Origin of the sequence: Haladaptatus halobius (assembly GCF_020618475.1) — an archaeon.
GTDB lineage: Archaea > Halobacteriota > Halobacteria > Halobacteriales > Haladaptataceae > Haladaptatus > Haladaptatus halobius.
The window spans coordinates 135,590-160,297 of the sequence record NZ_CP085340.1 but is presented as its reverse complement, the minus strand read 5'-3'; the positions used below and the strand labels follow the sequence as shown (position 1 = coordinate 160,297).

Below are 24,708 nucleotides of genomic sequence, written 5' to 3'. Positions count from 1 at the left end.
ACAAATCGTATAGCTTGTCGGACATTATAGACTATGATGTCAGACTCGGATTCGGACCGAGAGACTGTTCGTGATGCTGTTGAGAGCTCTCGAAGCGGTGCTCCCGCAGTTGGAGCCGTCGTTCGAGATCGCTTTTCTTCAGATGAAATCTTTCAGCGTATTATTGCCGCTGCTGATGAGGAAATAACGTCAAGCTCTCGCGAATTATTCTTCAGTGCTCTCGCAGGAGGATTTGCGATTACAATCACGTTTCTTCTCTATTCGTCGATGACTGCCACGATGGGCGGTAATCCACTCTTTAGTGCACTACTGTATCCACTTGGATTCGTTTACATCATACTCGGTGGTTATCAGCTATATACCGAGAATACACTGCCACCAGTCGCTTTGACGATAGAACGGTTAGCTAGCATTCCAGCGCTATTACGTCATTGGCTTATCGTCCTGTTTGGCAATTTTACCGGAGGTGCCATCGGAGCAATCGCACTCACATGGGGTGGTGTCTTTTCTCCCGAGGCAGCCGCCGCGGCTCTCCACCACGCCGAAAACGGGATCGAGACGCCACCATCATCGTTATTTTTTAAAGCGGTTTTTGCTGGATTGATAGTCGCTGGAGTTGTTTGGGTAGTATTCGCCTCTCGTGATACAATTTCTCGGCTAGTGATCGTATATTTAGCGTTCCTTGCAATCCCATTAGGCGGCCTTTTTCACGTCGTCGTTTCTTTCACTGAAATGACCTACCTGGTGCTGGCAGGAGATATTGGGATCTCTGTTGGGCTCACACAGTTTGTTATCCCTGTTCTACTCGGTAATACGGTAGGTGGTGTTGTATTGGTAACTGTGGTCAACTACTTCCAAACGAGCGAACGCCGACTCGAAACAGCTCGATTCGAAGGCGCCGACCGTCAGCTTTCAATTCGGGAGTGGTTTCTTGGTGATCTCGTCGGACGCTCATACGTTTCAATGATTGATACTAGTGAAATAGGTTCATCTGATAACGATGCTTACCGGATCTTAGTTCCAATTGAGAATCCTCGTACTGAATTAGAAGTGGTAAGTTTAGCATGTGTTCTTGCCAGTCAACGGGCGTCAGCGGTAATCCATGCTGTTCATATTGTGCAAACACCCCTTCGTGCTTCGATGAATTACGATCTTGGCCAACAAGATCGCATTATTGCTGAATCTGATACGCTGATGGAAGATGTTCGTGAGACTGCTGACTCGTATAATATTGCTTGTGAGACGTCTACAATCGTTTCTCACCGCTCATTTCAGGAGGTATTCGATACTGCTGAACAAGAGCACGTAAATCTTGTCGTGATGGGATGGGATACGGACCGACTATGGGGAGAGGCACGCGCAGAGAAGCCGATCGACGAATTAACTAAACGACTCCCCTGTGATTTTCTCGTATTAAAGGGCCAGGAGCTGGACGCTTCAAGGATTTTGTTACCTACTGCGGGTGGTCCTGATTCGGAATTAAGTGCAGAAGTAGCACGGGACCTCGTGTCTACTCTCGGATCAACAGTGACCCTGTTACATGTTGTAGATGGGCCCAACGAACGTGTCTCAGGTGAACAGTTTCTCTCTAACTGGGCAACAGAAAACGACTTAGACACTGCTTCGCTCGTCATAGACGATTCTGGGGATGTCGGCGAGGCGATCAAGCGCAAATCGAAAGACCATACGCTAGTGATCGTCGGAGCAACGGAGGAGGGACTACTTTCACGGCTTGTGAGAAATACATTACATTATGACGTTCTCAATGAAGTCGATTGTTCCGTATTGTTGGCGGAGCGACCAAGTAATCGAACTATCATCGAACGACTATTCAGTAGAAGATGAACGCTGCTTTTGATAGTTCACTTTTAATTTATGGATGGGTATAGATTTCAGGGAAATGCTCGGTGACGACGTTCACTGCATGCTGTTGTGCTGGGTCGAGCAGGGCTGTCGGTGTCTCAGGTGTATCATCGGTTGTAGCATCCGCGCTTTCCGTCAGCGTTCGCTGGTCGGTGATCTCCGAGAACGTCAATTGGCGAGACATGGATAAAAAGACTGAAGCGAGTTAGTTCGGCAGTTCCTTCCGTCCGGACTTCACGCATGGCCAGCACGGGAAGCCATCGAGACCGTCACAGTCGCACTCCTCTGGCTCCGCATCGTCTTCGTCGTCTCTATACAACTCACCCGGTGCCTTTATAGATATGAATAACATATGAATTCATGTAATGTCACAGAACATACGGCGTGTCGGTGATCGAGGCCAGGTCACGATTCCAAAGTGGATTCGAGAGCAAGAAGATATCCACGGTGGAGACGAGGTCATTGTCGAGCGTGAAGATGGCAAAATCGTAATTCGGAAGCCGAATGGCATTGATCATGATGAGCTTGCGCAGGCCTACAAGGACAATGCCGAACAGGCACGGGAAATAAATGAGGAATGGGAAGGGGCATCGAGAGAGGCAAACGACTACTTATGAGCGTCTCTCGCGGTGATATTGTTCTCGTAAATCTCGATCCGACAAAAGGATCCGAAATCAAAAAGACCCGACCAGCAGTCGTTATCCAAAACGATACTGGCAACCAGTATTCGCCCACAACAATCGTCGCCCCGATGACGACGACACTCTCACAATATCCGTTTGTGGTCATTCTCCGTGCAAGCGATGAAGATGTCGACAAGGATTCTGCTGTCCAACTTGATCAAATACGGACGGTCGATATTGAAAAGCGTATTGAGCGAACCTTTGGGCATGTCAGTGATGAGAAAATGACTGAAATCGATGCAGCCATCAAAGTGAGCCTCGGTTTAGACTGAAATCGTCGCTATATACCAGGTATAAGCTTTTTCAAGATATGCGGTCCAGAGACTGAAGCGTGGGTTAGTTTGGCAGGTCCTTCCGTCCCGTTCTCACACACGGCCAGCACGGGAAGCCATCGAGGCCATCGCAGTCACAGTTTTCAGACTCGGCATCGTCTTCGTCCTCTGACGGAAAGGCGTCGAGCGTGCCGTCGTCAGTCGCGTTTTCCACGGTGGCCATGTGTTTGCAGTAGGCATTGCGGTGAACGTGATGTGGGCAATTACAAGCCATCAGATCCTCGGTCACGTCGTCAATGGAGACTGTGTACTGGTTGCCTGCTGGGTTCTCGTGGCTCTCAGTGGTGACTTCGATGAGTCCGGGGGCATTCGACGTTGAGGGGAATTGTTCCCATTGTGCGCGTTTCTGTGCCGTCTCGGCAGGTTCAAGGGTTTCGGATGGTTCCGTTTGTATGGTCTTTCGAGCCTGACATAGGAAAGACCAGCGTCAGGTGGTTCAGCATCCGGTGTGGTTCTCCGCTGATCAAGCCGTGCAGCGATACCGCTACTTCCCATTGCAGTAAGTCGTCTACAACGGATTGGACGCCATCGCTTTCTGGAGAGTGTGCATGAGGCTTCCTGAAATCCGTGAAACCAACAGGTAACGCGCTCTCGAATAGAATTTGTATATTGCTATTTATCCGTAGATTTTTCCCGGTACGCACGAAGAGTGTAAATCACCACTAAATGAGACTAATTAACAAACTCAAACAGCTATTCACTACGAAAAGTGATGCGTCCTTTGAATGCCAGCTGTGTGGTGAAACCTTCGACACTGCGGAGGGAATTTGTCCCAAGTGTGGCGGTCAAGTCACGAAACAGGGTCAACAGTCATCCGACAATCAATTCGGTCGCTGATGGCGCGTGCATTTGTTGTTGTGGGTAGCTAACTGCCATTCAATTCATCTTGCGTTTAGTTACAAACTAGCCCGTACGTCTCAATCATGCCAAGTATGCAGAGAAAACCACTGACGACGATATTCTCACGGTGATACGCAAGTCGGAGTTTCCGGCTGTGACCGCTCGGTGGGTAGCAGATACAGTTGAGATTGAGCGGCCCTCTGCGCATCGACGACTTGAGGCGCTGTATGAAGAGGAGGAGGTCGAGCAGGGAAAGTTGAGCCCGCGGGTAGTTATCTGGTGGATTCCTGAGGAATAGGTACAATAGGTGCCTTAGTTAGCGATTGTCGGCTTTTCACGTCTCTGTTTTCAGCTTAGTTTAGAATTGAAATGAAATACCCGTTGACCGGTGCCCAAGCTCACATCAATAATAATAGAGATATCAGTGCAACATAGTTCTCGGTTGGTTAGTTCAGGGAAAAACCACCTTTGTCCGTTTGAAGGTATTCTTCAGTAAGTTAGCCACTTCATGGTGCTCTTGAAACCCACATTTAAGAGTTACAGTCTGAACATTGTCTGCGAACTCTTCGACACCTCTCAGTCGATCGTTTCGACCGGCAGATCGAGGAGTGTTCAGTAGCGACGTCCGTCACATGTGTCCGTGCTCGTCGAACAGGGCCGCCGGTTTCTCTGGTGTACTATCGGTCGCAGCAACTGCATTCAAAAACAAAGTTGCTTACAGCGGCCACATTAGAATCGATAGTTAGTCATCTCACCACTTACTTACATCTAGTACATCGCTGCTTATCGTTCGGTGAATCAGCCAACACCTTATTCTGACTTGCGAATTTAGAACAAGCCCATGAGTGATGATCGATCCTCGGTTGAGGAACGGGCACAAGACGGTGAGCTTGGTGAGTTCGATGAGACCCTCGAAGAGCAAGACTATCCAATGACAGTCGATGAATTGATTGCGGCGTATGGCGACTATGAGGTCGAATCGCCGGGCGGCACACAATCCATCGAAGAAGTGCTTAATTCAGTCGACGAGAAAACATACGACTCCGCAAGCGAAGTCCGAAACGATGTACTAAATCAGTTAAATAGAGGAGATCGAAGTTAAAAAATCGGTACTGGATTTCTCCTCGTCTCAGTTTCTCCGATATAGAGGTTGAACTCGGTAGGGCGGAGGTCGACTTTACTATCGAGAAACTCGTTCTACGTATCACACCGTTCAATTGTGATCAACCACGAGCAAAATAGCTCCATAAAAACAAAAGGTGATTACCGACGCTCCCTAAACTATGTGAATGGGTAGACCAACAGCGACAGTCGAATTCAAAGCAATCGCTGACCAGAACCCCGAAACAGCGACGTTCATCGAAGGACTACCAGGACACGGCCTGGTTGCTGCAATTGCGGTAGATCAAATCACTCAACAACTTGGACTGACCCATCACGGATCGCTTCACTCTGATCTGTTTCCCCCAGTGACATCATTTACGGAGGGCCAAATACAGGACCCTGTTCGAGTATATGCCGGTGAAACACCGTCTGTACTCACATTGCAGAGTGATGTCGTCCTCCCTCCGACGAGTTATCGAGCGCTCGGAAAGTGCCTGCGAGAGGAGATCATGGCCCAATTTGAGCGTGCGGTATTTTTGGTTGGTGCACCGGCACAATCGGAATCTGAAGTGGGCGACGTACAGGGGGTTGCAACAACGGATGCACTCAAAGAGGAGTTAACCGCCGCGAATATTCCACTCGCGGCTGCTTCTGGACTTGTTGGTGGCGTCACAGGCGCACTCGCGAACGACTTCTATCAATCTAGAATTCCGACTATGATACTCATCGTGCAAGCGAATCCCTTCTATCCAGATCCCATCGCTGCACAATCCCTGATCGAAAATGCTGTTGAACCCCTGGTTGACTTTGATATTGAAACACCAGAACTCGAACAACAAGCAGATGCAATCCAATCCGAACTTGAGCAAGTCGCTGCACAGTACCAGCAACTCATCCAAAACGAACAAGCCAGTCAATCACAAGACCTAGATCAACCGGTACCAAGTATGTATCAATAGAGAAGCGTGCAGATTAATTTCTATTGACAAACAGTCGGTACTCCACAGTATGTGGGAGTGGTTTGATCTGGATGTGGCCCCCATTGGACGGTTTGGTGGGGATTCTCATCATCAATCGCATAGCATATGTTTAAGTATATCTCGACGGGATTCGCGGATGGTGGCCGGAAGTCGAAGACGTTGAACCGATGGCCAAATATACCCGTCAAGCCGAGTGGAATTGGCGACTACTAAAAAGTGAACGCCGGGCTCGACGCCGGTGCGGAATGGCGCGGCTATCGAGAGGTTCCGCAGGGAGCACGGCTCCCGCAAGGAGTTCCGTGAACGGTTCCAAAGCCGGAAAGCCGTCAGCAGACGGCTTTTTCAGTCATCGTCGCTCGGTTGCGGACTTGGGGTTCCCTGACTCGCGCTGCTCATCCACCCGTCGATGTGTTCGGCGACGTAGTCCCGACCACCCCAGCCGAACGCGACACCCGCGCCGATGGCGATAGCGGCCGCAAGTCCCCATGCAAGGGCACGAGCGAACAGGTAAAGGATACTTACGTCGATACCCATTGTGTCGAGACCGATGACGATGGCGGTGAAGTACAGGAACATCCGGGTTCCCGTGGCGAACCACTGGGTGTACGCGGTGTGCGTTGCCGCCCGAGTTCGCATGATCGCGTCACCGATGAAGTCAGCAACCACGAATCCCAGCACAATGACTAACAGTCCAGCGATCAGTGCTGGAAGGTATGAGACAGCAGTGGCAACCCATTGCGAAAGCGTCGCAATTGCGAGCACGTTTGCCGCGGCGAGAATCGCCAGTGCGTAGACGAACCACGCGGCGAGTTTACCGAACGCGCCCGACACCGCACTTTCCGTTCCACCGAACATCCGCCCGAGCGGCGTATCAAGCACCATTCTATCGAGTTCGATTCGATCCGCGATTCTGCGGACGACCGCCGCCACGGCACGGCCAATAATCCAACCGATGAGCAGGATGATGAGTGCACCGACGAGGCGCGGAAGCAATGCGATAAACCCTGAAATAGGGTCCTGCAGCCATCCCGGAAGTCCACCGATTTGTAAGACCGTGCTAGTGAAGATCTCGTGTTGTGTCATTGTTTGTTCTCCCCCACGCAATCACGTGGTTCACCAAAGAGTTGGATTGTAGTCGGTTTGTTGTTGACTGCCTAACTCGGGGCGGGAAATGAGTAACGATGAATGGATCTGCAGTCGTTTCACGGACGATATTATCGGAGAAAGGGTAGTGAGTTCAGGTTTGTGGTAAACAACAGACATTGGACACCCGGATTAGAGTGGCCGGAAAAGTCAACTCTTCCAGAGACTACTGCCCTGTTTCCGCGTTGGGATACGAACCATTACCCCCAATTGGAAAATTGTTGATAATATTCATCGCGCCTGCAGCTCTTCGAAGCACAGACAGCATGAGAGATGTGTCGCCCAAAGGAGTGGCGACGAATGTTAGATTACGCTTTCAGGCAAAAAGAGAGCAGATTATTTACTACCAAGCATTTTCCGGACAGAACTCATTATGTTGGTCGGATTCATTTGTTTTTCCATCCGTTTTTGGTTGAAGTAGCTTGCAAATGCGAGGAGTGTTGGTGGCCACAAGCCGATGAATATTCCCCGTGTCTTTTTGCCTCGGATAAAGAACTGGTACCAGGACAACCCAACGGATGCGAGAGCAGCGAGTACGATTGGATCCTGTGCGGATTCACCTGCTGCTTTTTGTGCTGGCTGTTCCATCATTTTTTCTTGACTTTCACCCATCATTCCGAGTATAATGACTATCGATAGTTAGTTAACTGTGGTGGTAATTGCTTTCATCACTCATTTAGATGATTTGAGAGAGACGAATATACTACGTAGTGTATGATTAAAGGTAGATAAGGAACTAAGGGCTACGATAACAGACGAGAGCGAGCGCGATACTCGCGGCCAGTTTGCAGAGGATACGACTGATGAGGATATTCTTAGTGCAATACGTGTGTCCGAGTTTCCGGCGGTGACCGCTCGGTGGGTGGCCGATACGCTTGAGATTGAGCGGCCGTCCGCGCATCGACGGCTTGAAGCACTGCTTGAGGATGGAGAAGTTGAGCGGGGAAAATTGAGTCCGCGGGTGGTCATCTGGTGGATTCCAGAGAACGAGTGAATCGATTCCCCGATTCACGAATTACGTCGAAATACGTAGTGGCAGACAGGGCACTTTCGTTCGAGTTCATCGATCACGCAATCAGTTGTCTTACCGGTCCATCCACAGTCAGGACATTGAGTGAAGTCAGTACTCATTTCATTTCACAATGGCCTCCTGTACCAACTACTTTGGGAACGCAAGCGGTGTCGTGATTCGACGGCCGGATCGATGGAAATGGCTCTAAAGGCACAAGTATAGATGAATATATTTATAGGATTCTAATAGTTCAGATCTAAGGCTGGATAGAGGCGTTCTATTTCGCGATAATACTCGTGTGAGCCAATATCGACCCGGAAACCTAAGATTGGAATAGTAACATGAATAAGAGAGTCTAAGGTTGGATGAGTAACAGGAACAGGGATGAGATGGTAACGTCCAGTTTTCAGTCGTTTGAAGCCGTGAAAGGCTACATTTATCATTTCGATCCAGCCTTAGCATTCTAAAGCTGGATTCTATGGCCGGAAACCAGCCCTAAGCAATTCTATGCAATTTTAAAGCCGTTAAATGCCGATCTGTACCTCCGAATTCTTCCAAAGTAATAGGGGGGTGCGAACAAATTGAACGAAGATCGACACTGATGGGAATGCCATGAGAGCAAGGCGTTACTGAAAAATTGTATTTTCACTATTTAATGACAACGTCTGGGCAGTAAATCGTCCATCCAAACAGGGTGAAACGGTGGACACCGGACTGCATCGTTCGGGCTAAAGATGAGTGGGATGGTGTACTGGCTCAGTACTATTGTGAGATCAAAACTGGAAACGCGTCGTTCGAGCGGTTACAGAGTGCGGTGATGAAGGAATTGGCAGCACAAGAGCGTGTGTTGCAGATACGAGTTCAGAGCAATGATTTGCCCGAGCAGTACTCGCTCCGAATTCGTGAAGTAGAGTCGTCGGAGTGCTTTTACGGAGCAGTGAGCGCCTCAAATGGGGTGTTCTGAACCGCAGCAGAAGGCGATAATCTACCCTTTTGCACCCGGTTCTCTTTTTGTATCGGAACTCGAATTGGTATTCATGAAGCGCCGACGTTTTCTCGAAGCGGCGCTCGTCGGCTCAGCGGCGGGACTAGCTGGCTGCGGACAACCGACCGGACGCAACACCCAACCGAACACGACCAGTACGTCCGAAACGGAGACGACGACGGGTACTCCACCAAATTCGGTCGGTCTGAGGACGCTGGCCAGCGGGATGCAGGCACCGTTGGACGTCGCATTCGCACCTGGCGCCGACCGTCGCTACATCGCCGAGCAGACCGGTGTCGTTCATCTCCACGGGCCGAACGGCCTCCGCGACGAACCATTCCTCGACCTGCGGGACACCGTCGAAGCCGGGGGCGAAATGGGATTGCTGGGAATCGCACTCCACCCGAACTTCGCCGAGAACCGCCGACTGTTCGTCCGTTACTCCTCCCAGGCGCGATCGGGAACGCCACCGACCTACAGCCACACGTTCGTCCTCTCGGAGTTCGTGACGACCGAAGATGGCAAACGGGCAAAGCGCGACTCCGAACGCGTCGTCTTGGAGATTCCGGAGCCGCAGAGCAACCACAACGCCGGAGACATCAAGTTCGGAGCGGACGGGTATCTCTACGTGGCGGTCGGCGACGGTGGCGGAGGAGGTGACCAGGGAACTGGTCACGTCTCCGACTGGTACGACACCGTCGACGGAGGCAATGGACAGGATGTGACGAAAAACCTCCTCGGGAGCGTTCTCCGCATTGACATTGACGACCGGGCGAAGGGTAAGGGCTACGCCATCCCCAACGATAACCCACTGATCGGTACTGACGGTCTCGACGAACACTACGCGTGGGGGTTCCGGAACCCGTGGCGAATGTCATTCGACCGTGGAGATCTCTTTGTTAGTGACGTCGGCGAGAGTAGCTTCGAGGAGGTGAATCTGGTTCAGAAGGGCGGCAACTACGGGTGGAACATCAAGGAGGGAACCCACTGCTACGAGGCGGACGGCTGCCCTGACGCGACGCCCGGGAGCGTCCGAGACGGCGAACCACTCGCCCTACCCATCATCGAATATCCCCACTCGGGTGGTTCCGTCAGCGGAATCTCGGTCATCGGCGGGTACGTCTACCGCGGGTCGGCACTCCCGGCGATGGAAGGGACGTACGTTTTCGGCGATCTGCAGGCTGCTGGGCGACTGTTCGCCGCGACGCGGCCTGACAGGAACGGCCAGTGGCCAACGCGGGTCCTCAGTGTGGCCGGCGACGGCGGACGTAAGATAGAGCAAATTTTCTCGTTCGGTCGTGACGACGGCGGGGAGCTATACGTCCTCGGTATCGGAGCCGACGGCGACGGCGGGCTCCATCGGATCGTCCCCGCCGGATGAGGTGTTCCCGTCGGAGGGGAGGACTGCTCGATGAACCCCACATCTCGGTGAGCAAGCCGTTGAACACGTTCAGATGCTTGCCGATCGTATCGACGAACTCGAACATGAAGTAACCGAGAAAGGCAATCGGATCGATGAGCTCGGACAGGAAGTGGCCGCGAAAAACGAGCGAACCGAGATTCATTGGCAGGTCCTCCCCCGACGGATCGTAACCGAGGTATTGTTCGACACATCGGAGAATCAACCCACCGTAGCGGCTGAACACGCGCGACCAGCGTCGACGGGGATGCATGACGCCTCAGTCTCGTCGTTATATTCGATCACCGAAGTTGGCAGGTAGTATACCATTTCGGCTGTTTATATCGACCTCAAACCGTACTTCGCGGGGTCAATCTCGTCGACTGCCGGTACATGACGGAGTAACGGATGAGCAATCCAGAAGACTGTCATCGAGAACAACCCTATAGTTAGAGCAGCCATCACAAAGTTGATTCCTACCGATTCAGCGGCTATCCCTCCGAGCATGGAACCAACCGGCTTCGCTACCCCGCTCGTGCTGATCGTCACGGCAGTCACGCGCCCAACGAGCCGTTCCGGAACAAGCGATTGAATCATCGCCATGACGATTGTATCCATTACCCCAAGTGGTATGGCTGCGAGGCAGATCAGGGCCGTCGTCAACGGCAACCACTGGACCTGGATCGCTGCAAGCCATGCAACCCCCCCAAGGCCGTAGCCAATCGCCCCAAGAAGGTGCATCGGCACCGATTTCAGACGTGGAGCCGCAAGTGCGCCAATAAATATCCCGACGGAGATTCCAGCTAAGAGCATTCCGTACGTCCCTGAACCACCACGCGCATCCGCAAATACAGGGAGCACAGCTATCGTCGCATAGACGGCGATATTGGCTAGGACGAACGTCCCAAGTACTGGCACAATAACTGTTGCCCTGATATACTGTATACCTTCACTGAGCTTGTCGAAGTAGTCACTAACCGCTGACGTAGCTGGCTCTGTGTCGGGTTGTTCGGCATTGGGGACGTGAAGACCGGCGAACACGAGAGCGGCAACAGCGAACGTTACTGAGTCAATGAGATAGAGCGAAACCGCACCAACAAGCGCAATGAGAATACCCCCGAAGGCCGTGAAGACGAAATCAACACCGCTGTATGCAACAGAAAATGCCGAATTCGCGTCAACTAATTCGTTCTTTTCAACGATTCGAGGTAGCGCGGCACTCTGTGCTGGATACACGAATTGATTGATCATTGCAGCAACTGGAATAACGATCAGTATCACAGTAACGGTGAGCCAGCCAGTAGCGGCTGCCAACGGGACAATCAAGAGTAAAACTCCTTGAATAACTTGCGTTCCCACCAGTGTTCGCCGGAGACTCCACCGATCAACGAGTGGTCCTGTGAGGAATTGAAGCGCCTGAGGGAGAAGGATCAATGCTCCCGCAAGACCTGTATAGAACGCCGAGCCACCCAGGTCATAGACGAGCCACATTGCAGCAATGTAATAGAGACTGTCACCCGCGTTCGTAACCAATCGACCTGCGAAGAGTCGCCTGAACATCGTGTTTCGGAAAAGCGATCTCACACTGACCTGGACGGCAGACCCTGGAATAAATACTTGCAGAACATCATTTCGGTAAACCAATGAACCGAAGTCTGTTTCTGTCTAAAATTCTAAATAATAGCGACAGATAAATCCTCTTCGACAGCGAGTTCAAGACGGTTATCATCGAGTTCCACGACCGACCGGACGCGCCACGGATCGCGTGAGAGCACCGTCGTTTCCTCATTGCGTAGCCACGGCAGCTCCCAGATTGGCGTCTCGGTCAGATCGATGTTGTGGTCGTGGTGAAATGCAACAACGATAGGATGATAAAGAAGATAGCCACCAACCGAATTCACGGAGCGATTCGTACATCGTTCACAGATGTGCTCGGTACCCACCTTCTGTTTCTCAAGGTACTCTGAGACGTCGGTTATTGATCCATGCATTCGGCCAGAACAGGTGAGACAGAATCCTCCGACTATCGCTGAAAGGTACGACCGAAGCCACGTATCGAATGCGTTGGCGAGTTCCTCGGGGGTGCGGTTCTCGAACGCGCCTGGCGGGAAGCCGAACGTCGAAATCTGGTCGTCGCACGCCGGACAGCTGATGGTGACTTGTTCCTGCTCGTATTCGGCCAACAGCGTCGATCTGCAAATGGTGCAGGATGAAGCGAGGTCGAAGGTACGAGGGGCACCTCGCTGATTGAACGTTCCCGAGAAAATAGCCCCGATAACCTGATTCCCAGCATAGGTGAGTTCGTATGTGCCCTCATCAGTTCGTCGGACGAAACTTCCGACGAGCTCCTTGAGGTGATAGTTGAACTGGCCGCTGTCGGCGACGTTGACGCGGTCTCGGAGTGTGGAGAACGACAGTGATTCGTCGGACATCTCACCCAGCGCCCGAACGATGTCGATCCGGATCTCGTTGCCGAGTAGTGCAAACGCTTCTCCCGGCGAAATATCATCAAATTCGTCTTGTTCGGTTGGTTCAGTCATACGAAGGAATCGCGTTCCGAGGAGAAAACGTTGTCCTCCGACTCCTGTGAGTCATTCTTATTTAACCAGTGTGTCATCCTCGGTCAATCCGACCTCTGAAGTTAGAACGTGTGACCGTCGAACTGAATTGCGCTCAGCCGTGGTACTCGAATGCGTCCCAGCTGAGCGCGATCGTAATCGCGTCCGTCGCAGGTTCGTCTTTCGTGACGCCTGCTTGCCGTTTCGCACGGTGCGACACGTCCCACTCAATCGTATCAACCGGCAGGTCGGGGAAATGCTCAGCCGCGACGTCCGCCGCATGTGCTTGCCCGCGGTCGAGCAGGTCCCGCTCAGTCGTCGGGGTGTCGTCGGTGTCGCTCGTTGTATCCGCGCACTCGGTGAGCGTTCGCTGGGTGGCCACATCGGACAGCGTTGTTTGGCGTGACATAAATGGAAGAGGGAGACAAGAATGGGTTGGCGGGTTTAGCTGAGAACCGCTCCGAAACGATCTACATAATTCTGTGCCGACCTCTGTGATGGGTTGTCTGAAGCCTCATGTGCTCGCTATCTCCGAACACCCGTTCAACACAATCTGCGGCGGATGTTGATCGTCCATCGATGCCCTCAAGAATTCGTCCCAGGGGACAAAAGACAGATTGGAGAGCCCATCTTCTCCTATACCGGATGAATAGCATGCGAACGGCTAACGAAGCGGTGGGTAGAGACGAACCAAATGGGGTTGTGATACCCGCTTCACGGTATCCACATGGGTATGCATCCGTTCGATCACTTACCCGGGCAAACATACGAACGATCGTCGCAGTCGCAGATGAACACCTTCCAGTTGCCGCATCCCGATTCTGCGACGAAGTCGTACGAGTTCCGCCCTCATACGAAATACTGGCGTACAAGGACGCACTTCTGGGAATCGCTGCCCGTTCGGACGTATACACGATTATTCCACATCGTCCACAGGATACGTACGTTCTCTCGAAGTATCACGACGAATTCGATCAGTACGTTAGCCTCGTCGTCCCTCCACTTGAGACATTGAAGAGAGTCCATGATCGAAAGCAGCTGATGGATATTGCAGAACGCACAGAGGTACCGGTGCCGGAGACACGTCTACTGGACGAAGCCACCGAGTGGGATGTCGATAGGGTCGTCAAATCGCGATACAACCTGCTCGTCGACGAGTACATCGACTCGTATGAGCCATCCGAGTCGTCGATCGTCAAGTCGGTACAACACGTTCCATCGAACGAGTCACTTGATATCGCGACAACGTGCGAAGCAATGGACCACGTCCCGATCGTCCAGGAGTACATCGATGGGACGGACGAGTACGTATTCGGCGCGCTCTACGACCACGGTGAACCGCTCGCGACGTTTCAGCATCGACAGATTCGCGGGGATTCGTATACCGGTGGTGGGGGTGTATACCGTGAATCCGTCGAGATTCCGAGCCTAGAAGCAGTGGGTCGGGCGGTCCTCGATGAACTCGAATGGCATGGACTCGCGTGTATCGAATACATCGAAGATGCGGCGACTGATGAATTCAAACTCGTCGAAATCAACCCACGGATGTGGCAATCGCTTGCATGTGCGACGGCTTCGGGTGCGGATTTCCCGTACTGGTACTGGCTTCAGGCGATCGGCAACTCCGACTCGATCGAACCGGGATACGAGGTCGGTGTCGGAACGCATTACCTGATCGGCGAGCTGGAATATCTCACGAGCATCGTTCGCGACGATTCATCAATCGTCGGTCGTCCACCGCTTTCTGCAGCGATAAAGGAGGTTCTGCTTTCGTGTTATGAGATGCCGAACTTCGATTACTGCCACGTAGACGATCCACTCCCAACAGTCCGTCTGGCACGATCCGAAGTTTCCCATGGGATCCGACGACGAATGACGTAGTGCCGGGCTACGCACTTTCTTCCGCTGTACTGGGCGAAAAGGAGTGCATTTGACTCATCATCGTCGCCTGCTTTATGATCGGCATCTCCAACAGGGTGAGAAGCGTGTACAGTTCCGCAGTCCTATTTTCACCGTTCCGATGCTTTCGATAGACAGTTTTTACCCCCTCCCAATCCAAGAACGGAAGTTCCCGAATCGTGGGCTCATGCTTGCGAATGGCATCGATTACGAAGTCTTCGTGGCGAGCAAACCTCGCGTGATCCCGCCACGAATCTTGATTGAGGTGATATTTCGGTGGTTGGTGTCTCGGTAAGTGTTTGCGTCGGAAGCTGGCCACTTGTCGCCCGAGATACTGCACTGGATAAGACCGCGCGATCGGGACATCCGATGATGGATGTGGGATAGCCGCGAGTTCGGGAGCAAGCCGCTGGACGGCCCGATTGATGAGATCGCGTCGGAGGCGGTATTTCTTGGGTATTCGAAGGTGTAAATCTACGAGCCGGTTATCCAAGAAGGGGACGTGAGACGGACACAGCTGGCGGAGGCTTCGTAGATTGATCAACTCGGAATCGTTCGAGAGAGGATAGTAGGTGCTACAGACGAGCAAGTCGTCCAACGAATCGTAGCGTATGCCGTGGTGGTCGATTTTCCCATCGTCCCGAACGACGTTCGCGGACAGGATTTCATGGAGGTCGTGAGACGTGGTGAGGTATTCCGGCGGCGAAGCGAGTGCTGTCCCGGCCGAAGAAATCCAGTACTCGAGGATATCCGCCAGTGAGTTCATCTCAACGCCGATCGGTAACGTGAGCGTTCCCAACGATCCGAGCGATTGTGAACGGTCTGGAATAGGGTAACTCTTGAACAGCGTATCGGCGTAGAGGCCGGTGAATAGCGAATCAACCGACTCGGTGATTTCGTCCGCGAAAGGGGTGAGATAGCCTTGGAAGTAGTAGCCATCGAAATTGGAAAGCGACGCGTTCTTCGGTAACGTTTCGAGATACGTGGTATCCGTTCGGTGGAGGATTCGAAGGTCTGTGTTACCGATTTCGGCGACCCGTTCGGCGATCCGTGCTTCTCGATTGTGCCACCCAGCGAGATGAAAGGCGGTAAGTTGACGGTTTGTGGCAGCCAAAATCAACCGTGAGTCGCTTCCGCCACTCAACATGAGACCGGGCTCACGATCCGAGTCCAAACGCTCGTTGATAACGTCCTGGAAGACGTCAATGAACGTTTCGACGAAGTGCTCGAACGGTTTGTCGTCCGGTTGATAGTGGGGGGTCCAGTAGACCTCCGACGTTATTTCGTGAGTGGAGAGATCGTAGGTCGTGACAGATGCCGGAGGGAACTTTTCGATATCACGGAGTGGTGTTTTGGTCCCGAAAACCCTGCGAAGCGTGAAATATTCGAAGAGATACTCGTGGTCAAATCGACGGCTGATCTGTGAGAAGGAAGGGAGTAGTTGGATCTGTGTCGAAAACACAAGTATTCCATCGAATCGGGCGTAAAAAACCGGATGGGTGCCGAATCGGTCGAGGAAAATTGAGGCGGTCTCACTAACGTGATCGTAGACGATACCAACGAAATTACCGTTGAGACCAGTAAGGAATTCCCAGCCGAGCCGTTCGTAGAGCGACGCGCAAAACTCAACGCTTGCCATTGAGGAGGGACGGGGAGTATACCCGGATTCGTCCTGGAAACCGTATACTTCACCCAGGAGCCACATTTGAACTTCGCCATCGCGGCACCATACTGGTTGACTATTATTTTCCTGTGAGTGAAACGACATATGGACAGTAGCGGACGTGGTTCTGTAGGTAGAGGTGGTAGGTTCCTCCGATCCGTGTAATGGGTTCTCGATTTTTGAAGTAGAACCGAAATGGTCATTAAAAATACCAATCAACCCAACCATACAAACGACCCTCCCTCAATTTTATCTTTCCCACATAGTCGTGTATAAGAGCCGTCTACTGGTAATAGCATGAAGTCAGAATGCTATCGGAGACACTTTACATAAACTTATTGTTACTAATAACATTTGGGCATTTTTTAGACGCGGTACTGAATGATTGAGTAATGCGATCAGAATTAATCGCTAGAAATTAGATGCTCGCGATACTCATACATCGCCTAAGACCATCATCCATCCGCAGAAATTTCCCGGGTAAATCGGGAGTCGAAGTTTCCGGCGGTGACCGCTCGGTGGGCGGCGGATACACGTGGGATTGAGCGACCGTCTGCGCATCAACGGCTTGAAGAGTTGCACGAGAAAGGAGAGGTTGAGCGCGGGAAGTTGAGTCCGCGAGTTGTTATCTGGTGGATTCCGGAGAAATAGGTACAATAGGTACCTTAGGTAGCGAGTGTCGGCTTTTCACTTCTCTGTTTTCAGCTTTGTTTTGAATTGACTGTGTAGAGCTGTCGTCTTTCACGTCTGTTGTACGTAATTAGTCGAAGGCAAGAGAATAGCAGCGTTTTCGTGCATCGGCAAATGAGAAGCGTGAACCGACGAGATCGTGTTCTTCGAGTCGAGTGAGTGCGTAGCGAACCGTGCGTGGGGGGAGCAAGGTTTCATTGGCAAGTTCAGCCTGCGTGAGCGCATCGTCGTTGTATTCGAGGACTTTCACAACCAGTTTCGCACTTGGTGGGAGCTCGGAAAGCACGTTACAACCGTTTCTGTCTCCCCAGTCCATTCGACGACATCGGTATTCCGACCGTTGAGATCGATTTTATCCGCTTTCTGGTGGTCGCCATCCCCGACAGGGTTCTCGAACTCACCGAAATAATAGCCACCGCTGTACTGGCCATCGTCTTTGATCGTGATTTCGAGGACAGTGCCACACACCAAACACGGCCGTTCAATCGTCTTCATGGGTATTGTGTTCGTCTAATTTCTACTGTGAGTGGTAAGCCGGGGGGTCTTGGAATCGCTGGGCGGTTTTCATCGTGTGTCGAACATACGATGGAAGTTCATTGTGTTCTTTGACATAGAATTTCATAAACCGCCAGGTCTGTTTATCGGGTGCTATCCCCGTCCCAAATTCTTCTCATGTCGTCCTCATTCGTCGAACTAACCTCGAGGAGCAGTCCACCCCGAACACCGAGTGACGAGGTACGATACACCAAGGCTGTGAGATAGCACAGGACAGTCAACAAGAGCGACGAGTTTTGACAGTCCATTTACCGGGGCAGGACGAAGAAATCCGATGAGCGACGATGGGGGGTGCCAGTATCCGCACTGGGGTGGGGTGCCGACGAACGACACACAGTCAACTACTCTGAGCGCACTAACTGGGGCGCTAGTAGCACGCACTCACGGAATGCCCGTGTGACAGCAGAGGTGGGGTGCCAACAGGAGAGACTGTCTTCCACAGAACGCACAAGGAAATGGCAGTGAGCAGCACTGCCAGACTGTCCACAGGACGTCAGGGGACCGCGCCTGAGCCGGTACAGGGCAGCATATTGGACTGTCCAAGACTGAGCAGTACAGTAGAGATAAGCAGGCTAGAGCCCGGTGGACTGTCCTCTGAGTACTAGCAGGAGTAAGTCATATCTAGTGACGGTGGGACTGTCGAGCGAGCACTGTTTACAGCGGAACTCTGGTGTGTTATCAGTGGGACTGTCAGGAGCTGGGGCTGACTGTCTGTCCGGTGGAAAAGCAGAGGAAACCTGGTGTGTTTCAGCTGGGTGGGCACCCCTTCAGGTTTCATTCTATCGAGATAGAGTGAGCCTAGGTGGACGCCGAGTAATCTTAGAGACCTACCGATTGGGGAGTAGCGTGACTGTATTGGCGTACCGATACGTCATTCATGGTCATCGCCGGTCGGTGGCTCGATCTGCAGACTATCTGGGGACACCGTCACCCGACAGCCAATGTATTCGAAGGTAACGGTCGGGCCAGAGATGGCTTCGGGGGTGTTTTCAAAGAGTGAATCCAACGCAACTGGATCAGTCCAGTTAGAGAGTGATTCTATCTTTGTGGCAGGCTGATGCAGTGCGTCGGCCATCGCCGACACCACGGCCATACTTGGCGGCTGACTGTAATGTTGTTTGAAGACCGGTTTTATGTTGACGTCGGGGGATATGAGTGGTCTTTCATTGATGATTAAAACAGCGATTGCGATTCAGAATCGTGATCTTTAGTCTGATCATCAAGTTTAGCGAATTGGGAGCGTATCATTTGCTGCAGCAAGACAACGAGTGTGTTATCAGCCCCTTCAGCGAAGATTGCTTGTTCTTTGTGGACGCCTGCATCGGACTTCTCCCTAAGTGTTCCGATCATAACGGCTTCACGGTCAGCGAATACGAGACGGCCAACGTTCTCCCCATCGACCGGAAGGTTAAGCCAGTTCGTCTGTGGTTCCCACAAGGTAACCTCTGGAGCATGTTCCCGAACGAATCCTTGGACAGTCGGATCAGCAGTCCCAAGGTAGACGTCTACACCGCGGTCGGCAGCTTGCTTGATACGGGAAAAACACCCGGCCTCAAGGAGACCAGTCGCCGTGAACATCAGAAAGAGTTCTTCGTCGGCCTCCTCACAGAGTGATTGACCACACGAGACCGTCTTCTCTCGACCATCGATTGTCCAGATGTCTGCATCCTTTGGCGTGTCCGTCAGGGTCGCTCTGAAGTTTGAACCGAGCTCGGAGTGCATCCATGGAACACGAAGGAGTGGGTGACCCTCATAGACGACCGTTTCTTCGTCCGTATTATACTCGATGAGCCCTGCCTCCTGCAGATGTGGGAGATGAACGTGCTGGAGGGACTGCAGAACCTGCTCGACGTCCTCTGGTGGCCCGTCTCGTTGAGTCGAAGCGATGTCGTGTGCCAGCGTCTGGAGTTTGATCGGATGATATTGATGGCTGAGTACGTCGAGAATGGTTCGACGACGGGCATCTGCGAGCACCCGAAAGAGTGCATCGAGAGATGCGCTCTCCGCAGATACGTTATCCGTGATGGCTGCGAGGATACCGACATCCTGATAGGCTGGATGGTTGGTGAGTTCGACAGTGGTATTTTGCCGAATCAATCCCGCGGTGTCCAACTTCGGCAAATGGACGTGATGGATGGCGGTCAGTGTCTGCTGGCGTTCTTCGTTGGTCACTTGCTCCAGTGAATGGTTTTTGTTGGCTGCCAGGCTGGTAGCGAGTTCATCTCGCGTTATAGACGCAGGAGCGTGGTCGTGAATGTGTCCTAGAAGGTGGCGTCGCTCGCTACTTGCTAAGCATGAAAAGAGGGCATTCAGGGAGCCGCCTCCCTTTTCAAGTCTGCCGTTCTTCTGACTCATTCTAAAGTAGGTTGCGAAGAGTATGAATAAACGTTCGGGCTGAATAATCAGCTTGTGTTTCGATACTGTACAAATTCGTCGGGAGTGGCGACCCGATGCCCGCACGGACTCAGAGAGACCCGCAACGGGCCAGCCACCGTTACAGGCCCAACAACCCGCTGACAACGGGGACACCGATACTCAGTCCTCATTGTCCGGCAGTCTCCTCGATCCGCAGCGACCCGCCGCAATCGCCGCAGCGGTACTCTATCATACAAAAACTAAAAATTCAGACCAGAAAGTATTTGCCGTCACTCTTTTGTCGGATAATTGTACAATGGTTCAGACTCGGCGAGATATACTAGCAAGCATTGGGACGCTAACCACGCTAGGACTTGGTACGACGCAGGTGTTGGGCAAGTCTAACGCTGACACAATTCCCGACAGAAGCGAGAAGATGGGCGGACCATCTGACAGCGAATCGGATGGCCCATACGGTGATGTGGCGTGGACTGACAGCCCTGGCGGCGATCCGACGAAGGCCGTCATCGCCGGCGATACATTGTATCTCGGTGCGACGACGATCACCACAGAGCGTCGAACTAACGGAAAGATCGTTGCATACAACCGCAAAACCGGCGCCACTAAATGGACCCACTCTGGCATCGGTTCGATCGATGAGGCGCTCGCCGTAGTGAATGAAACAGTGTATGTCACGGCTGATGGTGTGACCTGGCACGATCACCCACACGAAGACTCTGGCAAACCCGGTGTCTTTGCACTTGACGCTGACACCGGCGAGATACAATGGCGGAACGACGCGACAAAGACGTGGGGTCTAGTCCGTGTCGTTGGTGACCGCGTGTACGCGACAAGCTATGACTCTAGTACTGGTGCCGACGTCGTACACGTCATCGATGCCGACACCGGGACAACAATCACAACGTACGACCTCATCTCGACGGACCATTCGACAGACGAGACGAACTACCGTGTCGCCGAGTTCACCGTCGTCAATGAGACGATGTACCTAGCAACCGAGCAATCGACGAAAACGGATACTGAAGATTCTGTGGCCACGTATTCGTATGCCACCAGTCTCCTTGCACTCGACGCAAATAACGGTGATCAGCTGTGGAAGGTTACCATCGACGCCAAACCAGTTGGTATGGCGGTCTCGGACGGTGGCGTCTACCTGACCGCCGAATCAGATAGGGTATATCGCTTCTCCACCGACGGGGCTCAAAGCTGGGCAAAACACCTCAGTACCGATGACCAGAAAGAGACTCCCACGATCATCACTGCGCCCAGTATAGGAAATGGGACGATATATGTCGGTACCGACGACGCTGACGAGAGCAATGGCCAAAAACGCGGAACGGCTCATGCTCTTGAGGCGGCGACTGGCGCGATGCAGTGGCGGTTTGAGACCGATGCTCACATCAACAGTTCGCCAGTCGTAGACACCGACTCAGTATACATCGGTGCCGCGCATCCAAGCGAGACGTCGGAGCAGGCGAAGGCCGTTGTCTATGCACTAAACCGGTCAGATGGCTCCGAGCGCTGGAGCTACGCTACTGAGTCTACTGGATATCCGGACATGTCTCAGTGGGACGCAATCGATGGAATGGTGCCTGCGAACGGGCACCTTTATCTCTGGACTAATACGCCTCACGTCGAACCTCAGCACTACGACTATAGGGTCTACGCACTGGCTGAGAGCGATCATCGACCAGCACCCGAACACAGAGTAGCAGACGACTCGGCGCAGACGATAGTCCCCGACGGCAAAGCAGGTTCAGATGATACCACGGAGTCGGAGAGTGACGGTAAGTCAGGCGATGACAGCACCGAAACAAGCGATGAGCAGAAAACGCAGACGGTCACACAAACCACCAGCCAACAACCGACGACCACCACCCACACAACACACCCAAGCACAACAACAGCAACGCAATCAATCACCACTCACTCATCGACAACAGCACAGACGTCAACTACTCGCTCAACTGCAGCGTCAAACCCAGAGAAGACAGCATCGCAATCGACAACAACAACAACGTCAGAACAACCAGGATTTGAATTTCTGCCAGCGCTTGGAGGGCTTGCGGGTGTTGGATCGTATCTTCTGGCCCGGAAAGGAAACGACGACGAGTGAATCTCAATATTGCCGTGCGTGGGGCAATTCGTGGCGCACCGTCGAACTGAACTGTTCCCAGTTGTGTTGCTCGAATGCGTTCCACGTGAGCGAGATCGTAATCTCGTTTGTCTTGGGATGGTAGGTCGTCTTTCCCGCCATTCGTTGCGCACGGTGTGAGACCGTCCACTTAATCGCCTCAATCGGTAACTCTGGGAAGTGTTCGGCGGCGACGTCCGCCGCATGAGCTTGCGCCCGGTCGAGCAGGACCCGCTCAGTCGTCGATGTGTCGTCCGGGCGTTCGGTCGTATCTGCGCACTCGCTGAGCGTTCGCTGGGCACCATCGGCCAGCGCTGTTTAACGTGAGATAAATGAAAAGAGTGAGTGGGTTAGCAGCAGCGGTGAGAGCGCCCTTCTGGGTGGCTTCCGCGCCACGGTCCTCACACTGCCAGTAGTTGTGATCGACGGTGCCGTATTTGTCGTAGCCGGTATACGGGCCACTGACACACTCGTTGTCGTCCTCCGGTGGAAGGCCTCAAGCGTCCCGTCGTCCGTCGCGGTTTTGACGGCGGCCATGTGTATGCAAAAGGCGGGTCGGTGAACGTGGTGCGGGCATGTGCAGGCCATCAGTTCGTCGGTCACATCGTCTCTATCAACGACGTAGTGGTATTTTCTGGATCACTGATACGGAACACACAACCATTATCAAAGCATCACCGGTACACCAATGCCACCATCTGTCGTGAGGATACCGAGATATGGTTACTACCCGTCACAATCCTCAACGAGAAATGAACCGAGTAGCTCACATTGGCCAGTCAGAGAGTGATGGTTGACCATCATGCCAGTGGATCGATTCTAATGCAGTTGGGAGTTGCTGGAGTCGGGTATCAAGGACAGTGAGGGGATGTGCATCGAGAAACGCAGCCTCATGTCGATCAACCGCTGTCTCTTCGAAATTGAGTTGAATATGGCATGGGCCCAAATCAGGGTGATCTGCATCCTGATGGAACCCAACCATGAGGTTGCGTGTTGGTTCTATCCAGTTGATCCGATAGTACTCATAGTCGACGCCAGCTGGATACCAAAAGCGAAGTTCCAGTCGCGCATTCTCGACTTCATAGGACTCACCGAGGAACACCGCTGTATCAATCTCTGCGGTTACGTATCGCGGACGACGACGAGATGGCCGATATCGGATATCTTCACAGCCAGCTTGTTTTGAAAGGCGGTTATGAGTTTCCCTGAGGAGTGTACGTTGGGTATACCGGTCGCGATTAGCGAGGAAGATCATGGATAAGACAGAGAAATAAATCAGCTTGTCGCTCGATCAACTGCGTCAGTCATCCGCTCGCGAGCCGTTTCAACATCTGAATAGAGCTCCAGTGCGTGCTTGATGAGTTTGCGGTCTTGCTCGTTTTCACGCCAGAATCCGATCACATTGCGCCGTTCGCGGAGCTCGGCACTCGATAGGTTACCATCCGCGAGTGACTGTTCGAGTTCCTCCCACGTCTCAACTGCATACGTTTCCTGCCACGCCTCGATTTCCTCGGTGATAGCTGTTAGTTCGCTACGGAGTTCCTCGCGAGCGTTCTCTTCGATAAGGGTGCGGATCTCGTCGAAGAGCAGCCGAGCATAGTCCGGCTGATAAAGTGTTGTTTCACCAACCTTGATGTGCCGCAAGCGATCTTGGTCAACGAGGTCCTGTAGCTCTTCGTTTGTCGTACTCCAAGCTGCATCGGCTTGCTCGCTTATCCAATTGGTCGAACGAGGCTCACGAAGCGTTTCAACCACCGAGCGAATGCGTTCGCGTGCACTCATCGTCTCATTCCATGACGTGACACCGTCCTGTGGTGGGGTAGCCATCCTCTTCACCTCGCTACAGTGTTTGTCGTGTGGTCTCATATATGTTTGTATGTTCTTGAATAATCGAGAGAGTAAAGTGCCGTTGTACAAGCGTAGCAATTAGAGTGGCTATAGAGGGTAGCGGTGATATTTGAGAGAATCAGGGATGATTGAGAGCCACTGTTCAAGCGGACTATCAAACCCACCGAGAGCATTCGCTTATCGGTGATATCCGAGCCCGGCAATTGCCGTGCCATGGATAAAAATAGCTGAAGCGGTGGTTAGTTCGGCAGTTCCTTCCGTCCCGTTCGCACACATGGCCAACACGGGAAACCACTGAGACCGTCGCAGTCACAGTCTTCGGGTTCGGCATCATCTTCGTCCTCCGAAGGGAAGGCGTCGAGCGTCCCGTCATCAGTCGCGCTCTCAACAGCGGCCATGTGGTTGCAGTAGGCGTTGCGGTGGACGTGATGCAGGCAGGTGCAAGTCATCAGTTCTTCAATCACGTCGTCTCCGTCGATGACGTACTGTTGATCGGCGGGCATTTCGTGGCTCTAATTGGTGACTTGTTTTCGCTGATGTCCCTCTCACGCTAATCGGGTTTTGATAGGTTCTTGTCTCCCGTTATTTATTAACGTGAAATAAGCAATGTGTAAAGTAGGACAATAGCATATACCCGGCAAATA

27 protein-coding genes and 1 pseudogene are annotated in these 24,708 nt (G+C 52.6%); 12 read left to right on the top strand and 16 right to left on the bottom strand.

The window, feature by feature from the left end; genetic code table 11:
* Positions 1-33: 33 nt before the first annotated feature.
* Positions 34-1,845 (top strand): formate/nitrite transporter family protein, encoded by a 1,812-nt coding sequence (locus LIW51_RS34150; RefSeq protein WP_438267499.1) that lies wholly within the window; start codon positions 34-36, stop codon positions 1,843-1,845.
* Positions 1,846-1,873: 28 nt separating this feature from the next.
* Here the strand turns inward: LIW51_RS34150 and LIW51_RS34145 are convergent, their stop codons facing one another.
* A complete protein-coding gene (locus tag LIW51_RS34145) occupies positions 1,874-2,047 on the bottom strand; it encodes a hypothetical protein (RefSeq protein WP_227380457.1) in 174 nt (57 codons plus the stop codon).
* Between the two features lie 181 nt (positions 2,048-2,228).
* Between LIW51_RS34145 and LIW51_RS34140 the strand changes: the two genes are divergently transcribed.
* The gene (locus LIW51_RS34140) at positions 2,229-2,480 is read left to right on the top strand and encodes an AbrB/MazE/SpoVT family DNA-binding domain-containing protein (protein ID WP_227380456.1); all 252 of its coding nucleotides are present in this window, start codon (positions 2,229-2,231) and stop codon (positions 2,478-2,480) included.
* A complete protein-coding gene (locus LIW51_RS34135; RefSeq protein WP_227380455.1) occupies positions 2,477-2,818 on the top strand; it encodes a type II toxin-antitoxin system PemK/MazF family toxin in 342 nt (113 codons plus the stop codon). Before LIW51_RS34140 ends, LIW51_RS34135 begins: the two co-directional genes overlap by 4 nt.
* Positions 2,819-2,882: 64 nt before the next feature.
* On the opposite strand, the gene LIW51_RS34130 is transcribed toward LIW51_RS34135, so the two are convergent.
* A complete protein-coding gene (locus LIW51_RS34130) occupies positions 2,883-3,041 on the bottom strand; it encodes a hypothetical protein (protein ID WP_227380454.1) in 159 nt (52 codons plus the stop codon).
* 503 nt (positions 3,042-3,544) lie between these two features.
* On the opposite strand from LIW51_RS34130, the gene LIW51_RS39700 reads away from it, so the two are divergent.
* The 3 genes from LIW51_RS39700 (at position 3,545) to LIW51_RS34120 (ending at position 5,781) form a co-directional block, all read left to right on the top strand.
* Complete coding sequence (locus tag LIW51_RS39700) at positions 3,545-3,715, top strand: DUF1272 domain-containing protein (RefSeq protein WP_368411909.1); 171 nt, start codon at positions 3,545-3,547, stop codon at positions 3,713-3,715.
* Between the two features lie 844 nt (positions 3,716-4,559).
* Positions 4,560-4,820, top strand: coding sequence for a DUF5789 family protein (locus LIW51_RS34125; protein ID WP_227380453.1), 261 nt, complete (start codon positions 4,560-4,562; stop codon positions 4,818-4,820).
* Positions 4,821-5,007: 187 nt separating this feature from the next.
* Complete coding sequence (locus LIW51_RS34120; RefSeq protein WP_227380452.1) at positions 5,008-5,781, top strand: proteasome assembly chaperone family protein; 774 nt, start codon at positions 5,008-5,010, stop codon at positions 5,779-5,781.
* Between the two features lie 363 nt (positions 5,782-6,144).
* Here the strand turns inward: LIW51_RS34120 and LIW51_RS34115 are convergent, their stop codons facing one another.
* A complete protein-coding gene (locus LIW51_RS34115) occupies positions 6,145-6,885 on the bottom strand; it encodes a mechanosensitive ion channel family protein (RefSeq protein ID WP_227380451.1) in 741 nt (246 codons plus the stop codon).
* 396 nt (positions 6,886-7,281) lie between these two features.
* Positions 7,282-7,560, bottom strand: coding sequence for a hypothetical protein (locus LIW51_RS34110; protein ID WP_227380450.1), 279 nt, complete (start codon positions 7,558-7,560; stop codon positions 7,282-7,284).
* 214 nt (positions 7,561-7,774) lie between these two features.
* On the opposite strand from LIW51_RS34110, the gene LIW51_RS34105 reads away from it, so the two are divergent.
* The 4 genes from LIW51_RS34105 to LIW51_RS34095 all read left to right on the top strand — a co-directional run bounded on the left by LIW51_RS34105 (position 7,775) and on the right by LIW51_RS34095 (position 10,663).
* Entirely contained in the window at positions 7,775-7,939 is a 165-nt protein-coding gene (locus LIW51_RS34105) for a hypothetical protein (RefSeq protein ID WP_368411907.1), read from the top strand.
* 712 nt (positions 7,940-8,651) lie between these two features.
* Positions 8,652-8,921 carry a hypothetical protein gene (locus LIW51_RS40600; RefSeq protein WP_497007426.1) on the top strand — a complete coding sequence of 90 codons (270 nt, stop codon included), beginning with the start codon at positions 8,652-8,654 and terminating at the stop codon, positions 8,919-8,921.
* A 73-nt stretch (positions 8,922-8,994) separates the two neighbouring features.
* Positions 8,995-10,323: a PQQ-dependent sugar dehydrogenase gene (locus LIW51_RS34100; RefSeq protein ID WP_227380449.1), complete on the top strand. Its 1,329-nt coding sequence runs from the start codon at positions 8,995-8,997 to the stop codon at positions 10,321-10,323.
* 73 nt (positions 10,324-10,396) lie between these two features.
* On the top strand, positions 10,397-10,663 hold the full coding sequence (locus LIW51_RS34095; protein WP_227380448.1) for a hypothetical protein: 267 nt from the start codon (positions 10,397-10,399) through the stop codon (positions 10,661-10,663).
* 17 nt (positions 10,664-10,680) lie between these two features.
* Here the strand turns inward: LIW51_RS34095 and LIW51_RS34090 are convergent, their stop codons facing one another.
* The 3 genes from LIW51_RS34090 to LIW51_RS34080 all read right to left on the bottom strand — a co-directional run bounded on the left by LIW51_RS34090 (position 10,681) and on the right by LIW51_RS34080 (position 13,308).
* Positions 10,681-11,925 (bottom strand): MFS transporter, encoded by a 1,245-nt coding sequence (locus LIW51_RS34090; RefSeq protein WP_255767720.1) that lies wholly within the window; start codon positions 11,923-11,925, stop codon positions 10,681-10,683.
* Between the two features lie 89 nt (positions 11,926-12,014).
* Positions 12,015-12,881, bottom strand: coding sequence for a DUF7351 domain-containing protein (locus LIW51_RS34085; protein WP_227380447.1), 867 nt, complete (start codon positions 12,879-12,881; stop codon positions 12,015-12,017).
* A gap of 133 nt (positions 12,882-13,014) precedes the next feature.
* Positions 13,015-13,308, bottom strand: a complete 294-nt coding sequence (locus LIW51_RS34080) for a hypothetical protein (RefSeq protein WP_227380446.1) — start codon at positions 13,306-13,308, stop codon at positions 13,015-13,017.
* Positions 13,309-13,940: 632 nt separating this feature from the next.
* Between LIW51_RS34080 and LIW51_RS34075 the strand changes: the two genes are divergently transcribed.
* The gene (locus LIW51_RS34075) at positions 13,941-14,780 is read left to right on the top strand and encodes a carboxylate--amine ligase (protein ID WP_227380445.1); all 840 of its coding nucleotides are present in this window, start codon (positions 13,941-13,943) and stop codon (positions 14,778-14,780) included.
* Between the two features lie 7 nt (positions 14,781-14,787).
* On the opposite strand, the gene LIW51_RS34070 is transcribed toward LIW51_RS34075, so the two are convergent.
* The 4 genes from LIW51_RS34070 to LIW51_RS34055 all read right to left on the bottom strand — a co-directional run bounded on the left by LIW51_RS34070 (position 14,788) and on the right by LIW51_RS34055 (position 20,061).
* Entirely contained in the window at positions 14,788-16,566 is a 1,779-nt protein-coding gene (locus LIW51_RS34070) for an asparagine synthase-related protein (RefSeq protein WP_227380444.1), read from the bottom strand.
* Positions 16,567-17,221: 655 nt separating this feature from the next.
* Positions 17,222-17,467 (bottom strand): helix-turn-helix transcriptional regulator, encoded by a 246-nt coding sequence (locus LIW51_RS34065; protein ID WP_227380443.1) that lies wholly within the window; start codon positions 17,465-17,467, stop codon positions 17,222-17,224.
* Positions 17,468-18,577: 1,110 nt separating this feature from the next.
* A complete protein-coding gene (locus tag LIW51_RS34060; protein ID WP_255767731.1) occupies positions 18,578-18,841 on the bottom strand; it encodes a HalOD1 output domain-containing protein in 264 nt (87 codons plus the stop codon).
* A 38-nt stretch (positions 18,842-18,879) separates the two neighbouring features.
* Positions 18,880-20,061, bottom strand: a complete 1,182-nt coding sequence (locus tag LIW51_RS34055) for a DUF7344 domain-containing protein (RefSeq protein WP_438267498.1) — start codon at positions 20,059-20,061, stop codon at positions 18,880-18,882.
* A 316-nt stretch (positions 20,062-20,377) separates the two neighbouring features.
* Between LIW51_RS34055 and LIW51_RS34050 the strand changes: the two genes are divergently transcribed.
* Positions 20,378-22,198 carry an outer membrane protein assembly factor BamB family protein gene (locus LIW51_RS34050; protein ID WP_227380440.1) on the top strand — a complete coding sequence of 607 codons (1,821 nt, stop codon included), beginning with the start codon at positions 20,378-20,380 and terminating at the stop codon, positions 22,196-22,198.
* A 3-nt stretch (positions 22,199-22,201) separates the two neighbouring features.
* On the opposite strand, the gene LIW51_RS39695 is transcribed toward LIW51_RS34050, so the two are convergent.
* From LIW51_RS39695 to LIW51_RS34030, 5 genes and pseudogenes are all read right to left on the bottom strand, one after another.
* A complete protein-coding gene (locus tag LIW51_RS39695; protein ID WP_368411912.1) occupies positions 22,202-22,444 on the bottom strand; it encodes a SprT-like domain-containing protein in 243 nt (80 codons plus the stop codon).
* Positions 22,445-22,451: 7 nt separating this feature from the next.
* A pseudogene (locus tag LIW51_RS40595) lies at positions 22,452-22,670 on the bottom strand (DUF8118 domain-containing protein); the annotation flags it as partial.
* A 312-nt stretch (positions 22,671-22,982) separates the two neighbouring features.
* Positions 22,983-23,471, bottom strand: coding sequence for a hypothetical protein (locus LIW51_RS34040; RefSeq protein ID WP_227380438.1), 489 nt, complete (start codon positions 23,469-23,471; stop codon positions 22,983-22,985).
* Between the two features lie 20 nt (positions 23,472-23,491).
* Complete coding sequence (locus LIW51_RS34035) at positions 23,492-24,043, bottom strand: DUF7342 family protein (protein WP_227380437.1); 552 nt, start codon at positions 24,041-24,043, stop codon at positions 23,492-23,494.
* 260 nt (positions 24,044-24,303) lie between these two features.
* The gene (locus LIW51_RS34030; RefSeq protein ID WP_227380436.1) at positions 24,304-24,567 is read right to left on the bottom strand and encodes an SWIM zinc finger family protein; all 264 of its coding nucleotides are present in this window, start codon (positions 24,565-24,567) and stop codon (positions 24,304-24,306) included.
* Between the last annotated feature and the right edge of the window lie 141 nt (positions 24,568-24,708).